We start from the raw sequence: 14,979 nt of genomic DNA on the forward strand, positions 1-14,979 counted from the left end.
GAACTAGGCCTTGCTGGCGTTTTTGCGAGCAGAAGCCGCTCTTGCTCTAAGGTTGGCATCCAACTCAAGCTTTCGAATTCTGGTGCCCTCGGGGGTTACCTCAACACACTCATCCTCCCGGGCAAACTCTAGGCACTCTTCGAGCGAGAGCTTCCTTGGAGGCGTAAGCCCAACGAAGTTGTCAGCAGAAGCAGCCCGCATGTTTGTGAGCTGCTTTTCCTTAGTGATATTTACTTCCATGTCCTCAGATCTGGAGTTTTCACCAACAACCATTCCGGCATAAACCTCGCTGGTTGGCTCCACAAAGAACGCGCCGCGCTCTTGAAGGGCAATCATTGCGAAGGGAGTTGCAACACCAGCGCGGTCGGCGATTAGCGAACCGTTGAGTCGAGTTACGATCTCGCCAGCCCATGGCTCGTAGCCAGCCGCCAAAGCATTAGCAATTCCGGCACCCTTGGTGTTAGTTAGGAACTCTGTTCTAAAACCAATTAGACCCCTGGAAGGAATTTTGAATTCCATGCGAACCCAGCCGGTGCCGTTGTTTACCATGTTGAACATGCGGCCTTTACGAGAAGCTAGGAGCTGCGTTACAGCTCCCAGGAACTCTTCTGGGACATCGATAGTGAGTTCTTCAATCGGCTCGTGGAGTTTGCCGTCAACCCGCTTGGTTACCACTTGGGGTTTACCAACGGTTAGCTCGTAACCTTCGCGACGCATCTGTTCAACCAAAATTGCAAGAGCAAGCTCGCCTCTGCCCTGAACCTCCCAAGCGTCCGGGCGCTCAGTTGGCAAAACACGAATTGAAACGTTACCGATTAGCTCGCGGTCTAGGCGGTCCTTCACGAGTCTCGCTGTGACCTTCGCGCCCTTTACTCGCCCAGCCATTGGAGAGGTGTTGATTCCAATTGTCATCGAGATTGCTGGGTCATCAACCTTGATTTGGGGCAAGGGTCTGATGTCGTTTGGATCACACAGCGATTCGCCAATGGTGATGCCCTCAATGCCTGCAACGGCAACGATGTCTCCTGGTCCAGCGCTTTCGATTGGTAAACGCTCAAGCGCTTTGGTTCCTAGAAGTTCGGTGATCTTGACGGTCTGAGTGGTTCCGTCCTGGCGAACCCAAGCAACCTGTTGCCCTTTTCTGATCTCACCGTTGTAGATGCGAAGAAGTGCCAGTCGTCCCAGGAACAAAGAAGCATCCAAGTTGGTGACGTGGGCCTGCAGTGGTGCACCCTCTTCAAAACTTGGAGCGGGGATATACCTGAGAATAGCTTCAAACAGCGGCTCTAGATCTGCAGTGTCAGGCAAAGTTCCATCGGCCGGCTTGTTGAGAGAGGCCATTCCGTTTCTGCCCGATGCGAAGACAACTGGAAGATCCAGGATCGAATCAATGTCTAGGTCCGGGACGGAGTCGTGCAGGTCGGAGGCTAGTCCTAAAAGGAGGTCGTGGCTTTCCTCGACAACCTCGTCGATGCGAGCATCTGGTCGGTCCGTTTTATTAACTAAAAGAATTACCGGGAGTCTGGCCTCGAGTGCCTTTCTTAGCACGAAGCGGGTCTGGGGTAGTGGGCCTTCTGAGGCATCCACCAAAAGCACGACACCATCAACCATCGAGAGTCCACGCTCAACCTCGCCGCCGAAGTCGGCGTGGCCGGGGGTGTCAATAACGTTGATTGTGATGGTCTCGCCCTTGGCTGCAGGCCCCGAGTAGGCAACTGCGGTGTTTTTGGCGAGGATCGTAATGCCCTTTTCGCGCTCTAGGTCTCCGGAGTCCATAACGCGTTCGTCAACTGAGCCGTGAGAGGCGAAGGAGTTGGTCTGCTTGAGCATGGCGTCAACCAAGGTGGTCTTACCGTGGTCTACGTGAGCGACGATGGCAACGTTACGAATGTGCTGGTTTTGTTTTTTCATTAAAAAGATATCTCTTTAGATTTGGCCGAAAAGGCATGGGCAACCTTGTAATTCTAGTTGCCAATGGCGTTTTTCTCCTAGAAATCCTAATAAGCGCTCTCTTATCGGGACGTAGTGTGACGCCACTAACAGTGGTGTTTTGAGCAAAATTGTAAATTTCAAAACAATAGTAAAATGTTTTGTTATGTACCGCTGTTGCTGAGCTGTAGCTACATGTAATGCATTTCAATTTGATAGAGAATTGGGTTTATGGATTCGATTGTTCAAAAGATTAGGCGCTCTGTGGCGAGGCAATCCTCTGATGTTGTGTTGCGCAAAGATATGTTGCGGTTTGGTTCTAGCGCACGTGTTGATGTGGCTTTGGCTCAACTCGTTGATATCGGTTCTTTGATTCGAATCGGTCGGGGTGTCTATGCCAAAACTCGAAAAACTGCTTCCGGCGATGTTGTTCTAGAAGGGAGCTTTTGGGCGCTATCTCGAGAAGCACTTTCCAAGCTTGGAGTTGAGTACGAGGTGCACCCTTTGATTAGAGCATGGGAGGCTGGCGAAACAGACCAAATACCCATGAGGCTAATAGTCAAGACTGCCACTCGAGTGTCTCGCAAAATGTCAGTGGGTCAGATCGGAATTGAGTATGTTTCAAAATTTTGATGCGTGTGTCCACAGAGACATTCTTGGCTCAAACATCAATCAATTTTGGCTAGGCTTTCAAGGTATTCGAAAGGGGTGACCACGCTTTGCATCTAAAGAGCATCACCCTAAAAGGCTTTAAGTCATTCGCCCAACCCACCACAATCCAATTGGAACCGGGCATAACTTGCGTTGTAGGCCCCAACGGCTCCGGTAAATCCAATGTGGTTGACGCTCTCGCCTGGGTAATGGGAGAGCAGGGAGCCAAGACACTTCGTGGCGGCAAAATGGAAGACGTCATTTTTGCTGGAACTGCGACCAAGGGTCCACTTGGTCGAGCTGAAGTTCAGCTCACAATCGACAACGCCGATGGGGCGTTGCCGATCGAATATGCCGAAGTCACAATCTCCAGGGTGCTATTTCGCAACGGAGCAAGCGAATACGCCATAAATGGCGAGTCCTGCCGCTTGCTTGATCTGCAAGAACTTTTGAGTGACACCGGCCTTGGTCGTGAGATGCACGTGATTGTTGGTCAAGGCCAGCTCGACACCGTGTTGAAGGCATCCCCACTTGAGCGTCGAGCCTTCATTGAAGAAGCGGCTGGAATTCTCAAATACCGCAGGCGCAAGGAAAAAACTGAGCGAAAGCTCGATGCCATGCAGCTGAACCTCACCAGACTGCAAGACCTAACTGCTGAACTCCGAAGAAATCTTAAGCCGCTTGGTCGCCAGGCTGACACCGCAAGACAAGCGCAGCAAATTGGTGCAATTGCCAGAGAGGCAAAGTCAAAGCTTTTGGCTCACCAAATTAGATATCTGAGCCAGCAGTTGGAGCTGGCATCTAAGAGTGAGATCGAACGCCGCGCTGAGTCTTCCTATGCTCAATCGCAACTCTTGGCTACAAGAACTGGAATCCAAGAAATTGAGACCCAGTTAGTTTCCAGCGAGCTTGATGAGCTTCGCCAAAGACTCTTTGGTTTCGAGGCAGCCGAGTCAAAGCTGAGGTCCCTACAAAACCTTGCCCAGCAAAGAATTTCTCTCCTTGGTCAACAGCAGCTTTCCATCAAAGATGGCGAGGTTGAAGAACTCAAAAGACAGCTTGCCAGCTCAGAATCAGAGTTAGCGGCTCTAGAATCAAGCGTTGACTCAACTGCTGCAGCGCTTAGAGAGCTGGAGCAACACCGCTTGCTAGCCAGTGAGAAACTGAGCCAATTTGAAGCAAATCTTCTGCGCGAGCGCTCCGAGATAGAGCGCTCAGAAGCTGAGCGATCGAAGTTACTGAATTCGCTCTCGGTTCTAGAAAGCAGAATTCAGAGTTTTGACACTCGGGTTGTGTCCCTCAACGATTCTCTGGCTAGCTCACAGCAGGGCGTTGTAGCCCTTCAGGCGGAGCAGCAAGTACTAGCTCCGGATGCAGGTTCGGTTTCGGATTCTGAGCTGAGAGTTGAATACGAAAACAGCCAAGTTTCTGAGCAGGCGGCAAGAGCGGCGGTTGATCAAGCTCGAGATACCCTGCACATTGTTGAGCGCGAGCGCGATGCAATCGCGGCTAAGCACTCCGCTTTAGGAATGACACTTGAGCAAGCTGATGGTTCGGTTGAGGTTCGTAATGCGAACCTCTCGGGGATCAAGGGCTTGCTTGCAGAGTCGGTGGTCATTGAACCCGGCTATGAGGTTGCAATTGCTGCAGCTCTTGGGTCACTGGCTGACGCGGTAGTTGTTGAATCCAAGGAGCAGGCAGTAGCTGCTCTTCGTTACCTCAAAGCCGAAGGTCTCGGCAGGGCAGAGTTCCTGATTGCCTCGGGCAATCAGGAAGCCAAGAAGAGCGATTTGAAGTACGGCCTTATTTCTGCACAGAGCGTTGTGAGTGCCCCGAGGGCAATCTTCCAGATCCTTGAAGCCATCTACCTAGCTGAGGATCTCGAACAGGCTCTTGCGGCGCTGGAAAAAGATTCGAGCCTAAGTGTCATCACCAAAGCCGGAGACTTTGTCTCCGAGGCACTGGTTCGTGGCGGCGGGACCAAGCAGCCCTCAAAGCTTGAGCTGATTGCCGAGCAAGAATCTGCCGCCAAAAGGCTCAAGGCTCTGGCCGCTCAAATTGAGCTCAAGACCTCTAATCTAGAGAAGGCAAAGAGCGCAGCAGTCTTGGCCCAAGAAGGAGTTAGGTCGGCTCTTGCGAAGCTTCAAGAGCATGATGCTGAACTGGCTGCCAGAGCTCAGCGGGTTGGCAGAATTATTGCTCAGGTTGACGCTGCTCAAAACGATGTCAAGCGATTAGAAAAAGATATCGCTGGAATTTTGGAATCAAAGGCTGCTGGCGAGACTGAGCTAGCTCAGCTCGCACTCAAAATTGAGGTTTTACCAAAGATTCAAACTGTTTTGGCTAACGAGGATGAGCGAGCGGGTTTAATTTCAACTTTGGAAACCGTGCGCCAGGCAGAGCTTGAGGTGAGAATTTCGATTGGAACCTTTGCAGAGCGAGGCACCAATGCCTCTAAAGCGGTCGCTGTTTTGCGAGGCCGGGTCAATGAGGCAATCGCTGCATCGGAACAAGATCGCCTTGCGAATCAAGAAAAAGAGCAGCAGCTGTCAAAAGCGCAAGCTGCGCTTTTGGTTTTGCCAAATGCTATTTCACTCACCGAACGCTTGACCAGTGGGGTTCGGTTAGAGGTTCGAGAAAAAGAGTCAAAGCGAACTCAGCAGAGCGAACGCTTGGCCATTTTGCGATCTCAAGCAACCGGTCTGGAGGCTCGCTACAGCGAACTAAACCAGGGTGTTCATGAAGTTGAGATGCGCAATCACGAGCTGAAGCTGAAGCTAGCGAACCTCACCGAAAGAACAGACACAGAATTAGCCGTTTCTGTCGAGGTGCTGTTGAGTGAATATCAAGCAGACGAATCAACTCGGGAAGAGCTTGAAAAGGGTTTGCGCCAAGCCGAATCGAGGCTGTCTCAGCTTGGTGCCTTTAATCCACTTGCCCTAGAAGAATTTGCAGCTTTAGAGCAGCGCCACCAATACCTTGCCGAACAGCTTGAGGATCTTGCCAAGGCCAGGGCGGATCTAATGGGCATCATCAAAGACCTAGACGGCAAGATGCAAAGCATCTTTGCCGCAGCCTTTGAGGACACCAAGGTGGAGTTTGAGAAGATCTTCCCAATTCTTTTCCCAGGCGGCACCGGATCTATTTCCCTTACCGAACCCGATGACTTATCTCAAAGCGGTATTGAGGTGTCGGTTCGGCCGGCTGGTAAGAGAATTGAGCGCATGTCTTTGCTCTCTGGCGGTGAAAGGTCTTTGGCTGCCGTGGCGTTATTAATTGCAATCTTCAAAGCAAGACCAAGTCCGTTTTATGTCTTGGATGAGGTTGAGGCGGCCCTTGATGATTCTAACCTTGGTCGATTACTAGAGGTTATTGAATCCTTGAGAAAATCCAGCCAGCTAATTATTGTCACCCACCAAAAGCGCACCATGGAGATCGCTGATGCCCTTTATGGGGTTTCTATGAGGCAGGACGGCATGAGTGCAGTTGTCGGCCAAAAGCTAGAGAAGCGGGCCTAATGTTCAACTTTCTAAAGCGTTTGCGCACCGATAAGAACGAATCGGTTGAGCTCGAGCCAGCTGTAGTTCAAGATCCCGTTGTCGAACCTGAAGTTGAGGCCGTTGCCCCTGAGAATTTGGCTGCCGAAGCCATCGCCAAGCAACCGCAGCATTTGGCTGCGGTCATCGAGGTTCAGTTGCCGGAGCGTTCGATTGGCAAAGGCGTTCGATCGCTGTTCGGGTCTGATCTTTTGTTGGATGATCTTGAAGACATCCTGCTGTTGGCTGATTTTGGGGTGGAGATCTCTCTTGAAATTACCGAGGAGCTAAAAAAAGAGGCCAACCGGGTTGGGGCATCCACCGATGCTGAGCTCAGGTTGCTCTTGATGGAACTCTTGACCAATCGGCTCACAAGAGCCGATTCGGCTCTGAATCTTTCTGACGGGGCCCTGCCCTATGTGTTTTTAGTGGTTGGCGTTAATGGCGCAGGCAAGACGACCACAATTGGGAAGCTTTCGCGCTGGTTAGCTGACGGCGATTGGAAGGTTGTATTGGGAGCCGCTGACACCTTTAGAGCGGCGGCTGTTGAGCAGCTTGCAACCTGGGCTGAGCGGGCTGCTTGCAAGATTGTGAGGCCTTTGAATCAGGGTCAAGACCCGGCTTCGGTCGCCTACCAAACTGTTGAGCTTGCCATCAGAGAAGATGCTGATATCGCGATCATTGACACAGCGGGACGCCTGCAGAATAAAAAAGACCTGATGGATGAACTGGGCAAAATTCGCAAGGCCGTTGAGAAGCAGGCAAAAATCTCGGAAGTTTTATTGGTAATTGACGCGACCATGGGGCAAAACGCCATGGCTCAGGCCAAGGCGTTTGCCGAGGTGGCGAATGTCACCGGCATTGTGATGACCAAACTCGATGGAACCGCTAAGGGCGGAATTCTTTACGCTTTGCAAAAAGAGCTCGATTTGCCAATCAAATTGGTAGGGGTCGGTGAGGGAATCAACGATTTTGCCTTCTTTTCACCCTCGGAATTTGCTAAGGGCTTAGTCGCTTATAAATAATGTTGTCTTTTGTGTTTTAGACTTCGGGTGTTAGAAAGGTTTATCAGTGACTTACGTAATTGCCCTTCCCTGTGTTGACGTCAAAGACAAGGCCTGTATTGATGAATGCCCGGTTGACTGCATCTACGAGGGTGACCGCATGCTTTACATCCACCCCGATGAGTGCGTGGATTGCGGAGCTTGTGAGCCAGTTTGCCCAGTTGAGGCCATCTACTACGAAGATGATGTTCCTGGCGAGTGGAGCGAGTACTACCGAGCTAATGTCGACTTCTTCTTAGGGGTTGGTTCTCCAGGTGGCGCAGCCAAGGTGGGGCCAATCCCCGGTGACCACGAGATAATTCTGGCACTGCCACTGCAGGTCTAAGTTTGTTTGATCGACTGCCAGAATACCCGTGGCAAAAACTAAAACCCTATAGAGAAATAGCGGCCAAGCATCCGCTTGGCGCCATTGATCTATCGGTTGGTAATCCAATCGATCCCACTCCAAGGGTTGTGCAAGCTGCTCTTGATGCCGCTAGCGACTCCCACTCTTACCCCACCACATGGGGGGAATTAGAAACCAGAGCCGCGATAGCTAATTGGTACTCGGTTCGCCGAAGAGTGCCAGGCCTTAGCGCCGAAGATGTTCTGCCAACTATTGGCTCTAAAGAATTCATATCTTGGTTGCCACTAATGCTGGGCTTAGGTGCTGGGGACGTGATGGTCCAGCCGCGGATCGCTTACACCGCGTATGAGGTTGGTGCGGCTTTTGCTGGTTGTGAACTTGTGTCTAGTGATGAGCCTGCAGACTGGCCAGAAAATACCAAGCTAATTTGGCTTAATAGCCCGGGTAATCCATCCGGGGAAGTGCTTGGGGTTAAAAGGCTAAAGGCCGCTGTCAGTCGAGCCCGAGAGCTCGGGGCAGTGATCGTCAACGATGAGTGTTATGCCGAGCTTGGCTGGGAGGGTGAGTGGGATGATTTCATCCCCTGCATTTTGGACCCTGCGGTGACTGACGGTGACAAGACAAATATTTTGTCTATTTATTCTTTATCCAAGCAATCAAACCTTGCCGGCTACCGGGCTGCATTCGCGGCCGGGGACGGAGCCTTGATTGCGGGGATTGTGAATCTTCGAATGCACTCGGGGATGATGGTGCCGACTCCGGTTCAGCGAGCAATGGTCGCAGCCCTTGGCGATTACTCTCATGTCGCATTGCAGAAGGAGATTTATCGCAAGCGCAGAGAAACACTCTTGCCAGCTCTGATTGCCGCTGGGTTCTCGATAACCTCTTCGGAGGCCGGGCTTTATCTTTGGGTGACTAAGGGCGAGAGCTGCTGGAAAACCATCGCCGATTTGGCTGAGCTAGGAATTGTTGCCGTGCCCGGAGATTTCTACGGAGTTGCCGGCAACGACTATGTCCGGTTCTCGATTACGGCCACTGACGATGAGATTCTAAGGGCCGTTAGCCGCCTCGAAATGCTTTAGGCTGTAGCCGAACCCCAACCAAGGAGAACTATTGCCAGATTTTGACAAGGTCACTTTATTAGTTGGGGATTCCGCAACTGAGCTTGAGATTGTTGCTTCCACCCAGGGGCACTCTGGACTAGACATCTCAAAGCTGATGGCGGCCACCGGCCTGAGTTCATTTGACCCGGCTTTTGTGAACACGGCATCTACTAAAAGTGCCATCACCTACATCGATGGGGACCAGGGGATTCTTCGCTATCGCGGCTATCCAATCGAGCAGGTGGCAGAGCTCAAGAGCTTCACCGAGACTTCTTATCTTTTGATCTACGGGGCATTCCCCACCGCAACCGAACTGACCGATTTTGAGAAAAAGATTTCAGTTCGCACCGAGCACATCCAGCAACTCGATGGCTTCTTTCGGTCCTTTCCAAAAGATGCCCACCCGATGGCGGTGCTTTCAGCTGCAGTCTCGGCACTCTCGACCTTTTACCCAGAAACATTGGACCCCGGTAGCGAAGCGGCTATCGAAGAGTCCACCCTCAGGCTTTTGGCAATGGTGCCGGTTGTTACCGCCTATGCCCATAAGGCTTCCATTGGCGAAGATTTTGTAGCTCCAAGACCAGAGCTTTCTATGGTGGACAACTTTTTGAATATGACCTTCGGGTCGAATGAAATTCCATTTGAGCAGAACCTCATTGTTTCAAAGGCTTTAGACACCCTTTTGCTCTTGCATGCTGATCACGAGCAGAACTGCAGCACCTCGACCGTGCGCTTGGTTGGCTCGTCTCAGGCAAACCTCTACGCTTCAGTCTCCGCTGGTGTGAACGCCCTTTCAGGGCCGCTTCACGGCGGGGCTAACGAGGCGGTTATTGAAATGCTCGAGCTAATCAACAAAACCAGTGAAACGGTTGAAACATATGTTGAGCGAGTAAAGAACAAAGAAGACAACGTTCGCCTAATGGGCTTTGGTCACCGGGTTTATAAGTCTTTTGATCCAAGAGCAAAAATCGTAAAGGCAACTGCCGACCAAGTTCTTTCAGAACTTGGCGTCACAGACCCGCTTTTGGCGGTTGCAAAGCAGCTGGAGGCAATTGCCCTAGCGGATGATTATTTTGTGAGCCGCAAGCTTTACCCAAATGTTGATTTTTACACCGGGGTTATCTACAAAGCTCTAGGTTTCCCACCCAAGATGTTCACGCCGTTATTTGCAATCGGCAGAATGCCGGGCTGGATCGCTCACTGGCGCGAGATGAACAGCGAAGCCAACACTCGCATCAGTCGTCCGCAGCAGGTCTACATCGGCGAGGCTGAGCGTTCGATCTAATTTTTGCCGTCAGTGGTAGCACACTTGTCTTAGTTTTGAAGCTAGAAGGTCTAATTGCTTAGCAAAATTGGCAACATCGGAATCTAAAGATGCCGGGCAAAGGTTTGTCTGTGGATAACCTTTTTCGAAATAATCGACACTCAGCCATAATCGGGTTGTGATTTTGTCGGAAACTAGTTCCAAATTGCTGTACGGCGAAGGCTGACGGCGACCCCTGCGCAAGCAGCCAGACAGCCGCCTCGAGCGGCTGTCTTAATTTAAGCGCGAGTTTTGTATCTGTTTTACCTTGACGAATCCGGCTGCACCGGCACTTGGTCGGGCGACGATACCGCGGCTCAGCCTGCCATTGTGGTTATGGGCCTGCTAATTCACCAGAAGCACATAACGGCAATCTCGCAGTCGTTCCTGAGATTAAAGCGCAGGAATTTCCCGTAACTTCTGGCCGGGTTATCTTTGCGAAACTCGATGGAGCTAGAAATCAAAGGCTCAAGCATCAGGTCAAAAATTCGCAAGAAAAAAGAAAGAGCGAAAGCAGAGCTTAAGTTCCTCGACCAGGTTCTTCAGTTATTGAGTGAACATGAAGTTTGCATCCTTGGAAGCTTTTGGCCGAAGACGTTTGGCAAGCAGGTCTTCGGAGCCGCTTTGCATAGTTCTGCCGCCCAGGGAATCCACTCAGTTCTTCAGTCTCACCTTGCTCAAATCAATCAATTCGGGCTAGTCCTAGCCGATTCCAGAAATGATCTATTGAATTCTGTGGTCTCTGGTTCGATTCTCAGTCAGAAGCTTCGGGCTTCTGGGGATAGATTCCCCAATATTGTGGAAGCGCCAGGCTTCGTCAATTCGAGTCATCATGCAATGATCCAAATGGCAGACATTACCGCCAGTTCAATTTTTGGCCGATGTGCACTCAGTCATTCATGCAAAAAGAACCGAGTCGACTCATTCGAGGACAGGACATGTTCATTTGGTCGCGATATGTGAGCAGGGTAAGAAAGCTGGCCGGAATAACCCCCGGTAATTTCGACGGTTTTCATGTTAACGGCCAGGGACGAAAAATCGAGACACTGCTCTGGCCTAAGCCACATGCTCCAAAAAAGTAACCGATGTGTCGCCGTAGTGTTTTATTTCCATCAGCTCATAACCAGGCTGAATGGCAAACTGCTCCGACTTGCTAGAGCGCTCAATCAAAAGCGTTGCTCCGTCATTTAAGGCAAGTGAGAGGTTATTTAGAATTTCTTCAAGCTTCTGGTTGCTGAAATCATACGGGGGGTCAATAAAGACCAAGTCAAAAAAGGTTTTCGGCAGGTTTTTCAGTGCCTGGCTGGCTTCAATATTTCGCGCTTGAAGGATCCCGCTGAGTCCTTGGTTGTCAAGGGCCTTGGCGGCATGACCGATATTTGCCTTCAGAAGCTCAAAGGCAGGTTTGTCTTTTTCGATGAATAAAACCTCCCCTGCTCCGCGAGAGGCGGCTTCTAAGCCAAGTGACCCGGTGCCGGCAAAAAGGTCCAGCACGTTGGCATTCTCAAGCACGCCGCGTGACTCAAGCTTTGAAAAGATGCTCTCTTTGACACGGTCGCTGGTGGGGCGGGTGGCATTGGCTGCGCCCTTTAGGCGCAAAGATCCAATTGATCCGGCAATGATTCTGGTCACCCGTGTGAGCCTAGTAAATCTTGAGGGTTTCCTAGGGGATGATTACTGGATGGATTTAGCTCAGACAAAGCTTGCGAACCTCTTGGGTGATCGCACGGCTAAAGCGTTTGAGAAACACCTCGGTCTAAAAACCGCAAAAGAACTCCTGGAGCATTACCCGAGGCGCTACCTCAGGCGCGGTGAGCTAACGGCTATTGCCGAAATCCCCATCGGGGATTCGGCAACCATCGTTGGCGAGGTGGTCTCGGCAAGTATTAGGCAGCTCAAGGGTCGCTCGGGAAGCATCCTTGAGGTTTTGGTATCGGATGGTAAAAGCCAGATTTCACTTGCCTTTTTTAATCAGGCTTGGCGCCAAAAGGATCTTCATGCTGGAGTCAGGGGAATGTTCTCTGGCAAGATCGGAATCTTTTCTGGCAAGCTCCAGCTTGCCCACCCGGACTATGAGTTATTCGAAGAGGAGATTGATCCTGGGCTAGCCCTTGCCTGGGCGGAACTCCCCATCCCGATCTACCCAGCTTCGGGATCACTGAGCACCTGGAAGATCCAAAAATCAATCGCCATCATTTTGGAGCAATTGCCAAAGATTAGTGACCCGCTAGATGCCGGGTTAATCAAGGCCAATAAGCTCATGGCCTTAGATGAGGCGCTAAGGCTCGTGCATGAGCCCAAGAGGGAAGTCGATTGGGTTAGGGCTAGGGCATCGCTTCGGTACCGAGAAGCCCTGCAATTGCAATTGCAGCTTGTGCAAAAAAAGCAGGAAGCTCTCAAGGTCAAAGCGGACATCAGGCTCCCGGGTGAGCTCTTAGGTCTATTCGACAAGCTGCTGCCGTTCGAGCTCACTCAAGGTCAACAGCAGGTTTCTCAAGAGATTGAGACTGACCTAGCCTCTGGTTCTCCAATGCATCGGCTCTTGCAGGGTGAGGTTGGTTCGGGTAAGACGCTGGTTGCCCTTCGGGCGGTTCTTGCAGTTGCGGAATCGCTAGGGCAATCTGCAATCCTTGCCCCCACGGAGGTGCTTGCCTCTCAGCACTACCAGAGCGTTTTAGAGACGCTGGGGCCAGATCTGGCAGCCAAGCTAGGGGTTAGGTTACTAACCGGTCAGCTGGGCACTCAGGAGCGCAAGAGAGCTTATTTAGACATAGCCAGTGGCAAATGCCTATTAGCCATTGGAACCCACGCCCTGTTTACCGAAAAGCTCAGCTTTTTTGATTTGGCCTTTGTGGTGATTGACGAACAGCACCGGTTCGGTGTTGGTCAAAGAGAGGCCATTAGAGCCAAGGGTAAAACCGCACCGCATGTTTTGACTATGACAGCAACCCCAATACCCCGCACCATGGCAATCACCGTGTTCGGTGATTTGGAGATATCCACTTTGACCGAACTTCCCAAGGGCCGTCAGGCCATCACAACCCACGTCGTCACCCTGGCGCAGCCAGCTTTAGTGTCAAGGGTTTGGCAAAGGGTTGCCGAGGAGGTCGCGCTGGGGCGCCAAGCGTTTGTGGTCTGCCCAAGAATTGAAGGCAAAGTCGCTGAGGAAACTGAAATCGATCCAGAAGAATCTTTAGACCTTGAAGACTCTCTAGAACTTGAAGACTCAGTAGCTCCAGCAGCTGCTGCCGAAGTGTTCGAGGCGCTCAAGGTGAATCCGGCGCTCGCAGGCTTAGCGCTTGGCTTATTGCACGGCAGGCTCGACTCGGATCAAAAGTCGGCTGTGATGCAGGCATTTTTGGCCAATGAGACAAACGTGTTGGTTGCCACCACCATCATCGAGGTCGGTGTGAACGTGCCAAATGCCACCGCAATGGTGATCTTGGATGCCGATCGCTTTGGCATTTCTCAGCTGCATCAGCTTCGCGGCCGGATTGGCCGCGGTGCTGATGCGAGCATTTGCTTTTTGGTTACCAATGCCGAAGCGGGCTCCTTGGCAATGGAAAGACTCGACGCTGTCGCCGCCACAACCGACGGCTTTAAGTTATCCGAGGTCGACTTGGAACTGCGGGGTGAGGGCGATGTCCTAGGAGATATTCAATCAGGTGGCCGTTCACAGCTCAAGTTATTAAGGGTAATCAAGGATGCCGACCTGATCTCGGAGGCGAGAAAATTGGCTGTCGAACTGTTGGAACGGGGCTTGAGCCCTGAAATGAATGCCTGGGTTGAAGAATCTCGGGCCGAGGCACTGGCTCGGAGCTAGTTATTGGGGCTAACCTTTACTCTGTGAAAACCATAGCCATCTACCCGGGATCCTTTGACCCGATTACCTTGGGGCACCTTTCAATCTTGAATCGAGCGGCAGCGCTGTTTGACGAAGTTCATTTGATGGTTGTGCATAACCCAAATAAAAAAGTCCTTTTCTCCATTGCAGAGCGAGTATCGCTCTGTAATAAGGCGCTATTAGAGGTTCAGGCTGCGAGCAACATTATTGTCGACGAACTCTCGAGTGGTTTATTGGTAGATAAGGCTCAAGAACTTGGCGCTCAGGCTTTTATCAAAGGTTTTCGAACCAGTGCGGATATCGAGTACGAATTGCCGATGGCTCAGGTGAATAGGGATTTATCCTGCGTAGAAACAATCTTTTTGCCTGCGGAACCGGGTTATGGCTATGTGTCTTCTTCTTTGGTCAAAGAGGTTTTGGCCCTCAACGGTGATGTTTCGGGTTATGTCACACCTAATGTGGCGAGCGCTTTGAAGGAGAAACTCAAATGAGTTATCTGGTCCCAGTCAATGAGCTAATGCGACGCCCAGGCACCATGAGGGAGTTGGAGCTTGAGATTGAGGCACTGGAGGCCATTGGCACGGAGATTGTGAGCGTCCCAAAGGGCGCCAGCTTGCGCATTCCGCTTCGGTTGGAGGCGGTGTATGAGGGGGTCTTGGCTTCTGGTGAAGTGTTCGCTGAAGCCAATGCCCAATGCTCTCGGTGTCTCAAAGACCTAAAGATTCCGGTTGAGGTGGATTTTCAGGAGCTTTTCGCCTATTCTTTCTCTTCGGATGACGAGCTGCTTGTGGTGAACGAGCAAATTGATCTAGAACAGCTAGTCATTGATTCTGTGGTTTTGAATCTTCCCTTCCAACCCGTGTGTAGCCCAGATTGTCTTGGACTGTGTGCGGAATGTGGAATTGGGTTGAATGAAAACCCTGAACACAAGCACCGAGCCCCGATTGATTCGAGGTTTGGGGCTCTCAAAGATTTTGCAATCGAGGAAGAGTAATCATGCCAGTACCAAAACGCAGACAATCCCGTTCAAACACTCGCTCACGTCGTTCGATGTGGAAGGCCGCGCCAATCACCTTGGTGAAGACCATCGAGAACGGTAAGACCGTCTACTCACTTCCTCACCGCGCAAAGATGGTTACCGACTCCGTCGGTACCGAGCTTTACATGGAGTACAAGGGCCGCAAGGTCGCTGACGCCTAGATA

General features: G+C 51.4%; 13 protein-coding genes. 11 read left to right on the forward strand and 2 right to left on the reverse strand.

Annotation, left to right across the window (positions count from 1 at the left end):
• Positions 1-3: 3 nt before the first annotated feature.
• A complete protein-coding gene (gene typA / locus BLP47_RS04450) occupies positions 4-1,911 on the reverse strand; it encodes a translational GTPase TypA (RefSeq protein ID WP_091850745.1) in 1,908 nt (635 codons plus the stop codon).
• Between the two features lie 249 nt (positions 1,912-2,160).
• Here typA and BLP47_RS04455 point away from each other — a divergent pair, with 249 nt between their 5' ends.
• The 7 genes from BLP47_RS04455 to BLP47_RS08455 all read left to right on the forward strand — a co-directional run bounded on the left by BLP47_RS04455 (position 2,161) and on the right by BLP47_RS08455 (position 10,349).
• Positions 2,161-2,562: a type IV toxin-antitoxin system AbiEi family antitoxin domain-containing protein gene (locus BLP47_RS04455; protein WP_091850747.1), complete on the forward strand. Its 402-nt coding sequence runs from the start codon at positions 2,161-2,163 to the stop codon at positions 2,560-2,562.
• An 86-nt stretch (positions 2,563-2,648) separates the two neighbouring features.
• The gene (smc, locus tag BLP47_RS04460) at positions 2,649-6,098 is read left to right on the forward strand and encodes a chromosome segregation protein SMC (protein ID WP_091850748.1); all 3,450 of its coding nucleotides are present in this window, start codon (positions 2,649-2,651) and stop codon (positions 6,096-6,098) included.
• On the forward strand, positions 6,098-7,141 hold the full coding sequence (gene ftsY, locus BLP47_RS04465; RefSeq protein ID WP_091850750.1) for a signal recognition particle-docking protein FtsY: 1,044 nt from the start codon (positions 6,098-6,100) through the stop codon (positions 7,139-7,141). The genes smc and ftsY overlap by 1 nt, the downstream gene beginning before the upstream one ends.
• A 46-nt stretch (positions 7,142-7,187) precedes the next feature.
• On the forward strand, positions 7,188-7,505 hold the full coding sequence (gene fdxA, locus BLP47_RS04470) for a ferredoxin (protein WP_091850752.1): 318 nt from the start codon (positions 7,188-7,190) through the stop codon (positions 7,503-7,505).
• Positions 7,506-7,507: 2 nt separating this feature from the next.
• Positions 7,508-8,608: a succinyldiaminopimelate transaminase gene (dapC, locus tag BLP47_RS04475; RefSeq protein ID WP_091850754.1), complete on the forward strand. Its 1,101-nt coding sequence runs from the start codon at positions 7,508-7,510 to the stop codon at positions 8,606-8,608.
• A 31-nt stretch (positions 8,609-8,639) separates the two neighbouring features.
• The gene (locus BLP47_RS04480) at positions 8,640-9,914 is read left to right on the forward strand and encodes a citrate synthase (RefSeq protein WP_091850756.1); all 1,275 of its coding nucleotides are present in this window, start codon (positions 8,640-8,642) and stop codon (positions 9,912-9,914) included.
• 270 nt (positions 9,915-10,184) lie between these two features.
• Positions 10,185-10,349 carry a DUF3800 domain-containing protein gene (locus BLP47_RS08455; protein ID WP_157671489.1) on the forward strand — a complete coding sequence of 55 codons (165 nt, stop codon included), beginning with the start codon at positions 10,185-10,187 and terminating at the stop codon, positions 10,347-10,349.
• A 639-nt stretch (positions 10,350-10,988) separates the two neighbouring features.
• Here BLP47_RS08455 and rsmD read toward each other — a convergent pair.
• Positions 10,989-11,564 (reverse strand): 16S rRNA (guanine(966)-N(2))-methyltransferase RsmD, encoded by a 576-nt coding sequence (gene rsmD, locus BLP47_RS04490; protein WP_091850760.1) that lies wholly within the window; start codon positions 11,562-11,564, stop codon positions 10,989-10,991.
• Between the two features lie 4 nt (positions 11,565-11,568).
• Between rsmD and BLP47_RS04495 the strand changes: the two genes are divergently transcribed.
• The 4 genes from BLP47_RS04495 to rpmF are packed head-to-tail and all read left to right on the forward strand — an operon-like array spanning position 11,569 to position 14,976.
• A complete protein-coding gene (locus BLP47_RS04495; RefSeq protein ID WP_249883267.1) occupies positions 11,569-13,755 on the forward strand; it encodes an ATP-dependent DNA helicase RecG in 2,187 nt (728 codons plus the stop codon).
• A 23-nt stretch (positions 13,756-13,778) separates the two neighbouring features.
• The gene (coaD, locus tag BLP47_RS04500; RefSeq protein ID WP_091850762.1) at positions 13,779-14,267 is read left to right on the forward strand and encodes a pantetheine-phosphate adenylyltransferase; all 489 of its coding nucleotides are present in this window, start codon (positions 13,779-13,781) and stop codon (positions 14,265-14,267) included.
• Entirely contained in the window at positions 14,264-14,770 is a 507-nt protein-coding gene (locus BLP47_RS04505) for a DUF177 domain-containing protein (RefSeq protein WP_091850764.1), read from the forward strand. The genes coaD and BLP47_RS04505 overlap by 4 nt, the downstream gene beginning before the upstream one ends.
• 2 nt (positions 14,771-14,772) lie before the next feature.
• A complete protein-coding gene (rpmF, locus tag BLP47_RS04510) occupies positions 14,773-14,976 on the forward strand; it encodes a 50S ribosomal protein L32 (RefSeq protein WP_091850766.1) in 204 nt (67 codons plus the stop codon).
• Positions 14,977-14,979: the final 3 nt, after the last annotated feature.

The sequence above is a fragment of the Candidatus Aquiluna sp. UB-MaderosW2red genome (genome assembly GCF_900100865.1).
Classification (GTDB): Bacteria; Actinomycetota; Actinomycetes; order Actinomycetales; family Microbacteriaceae; genus Aquiluna.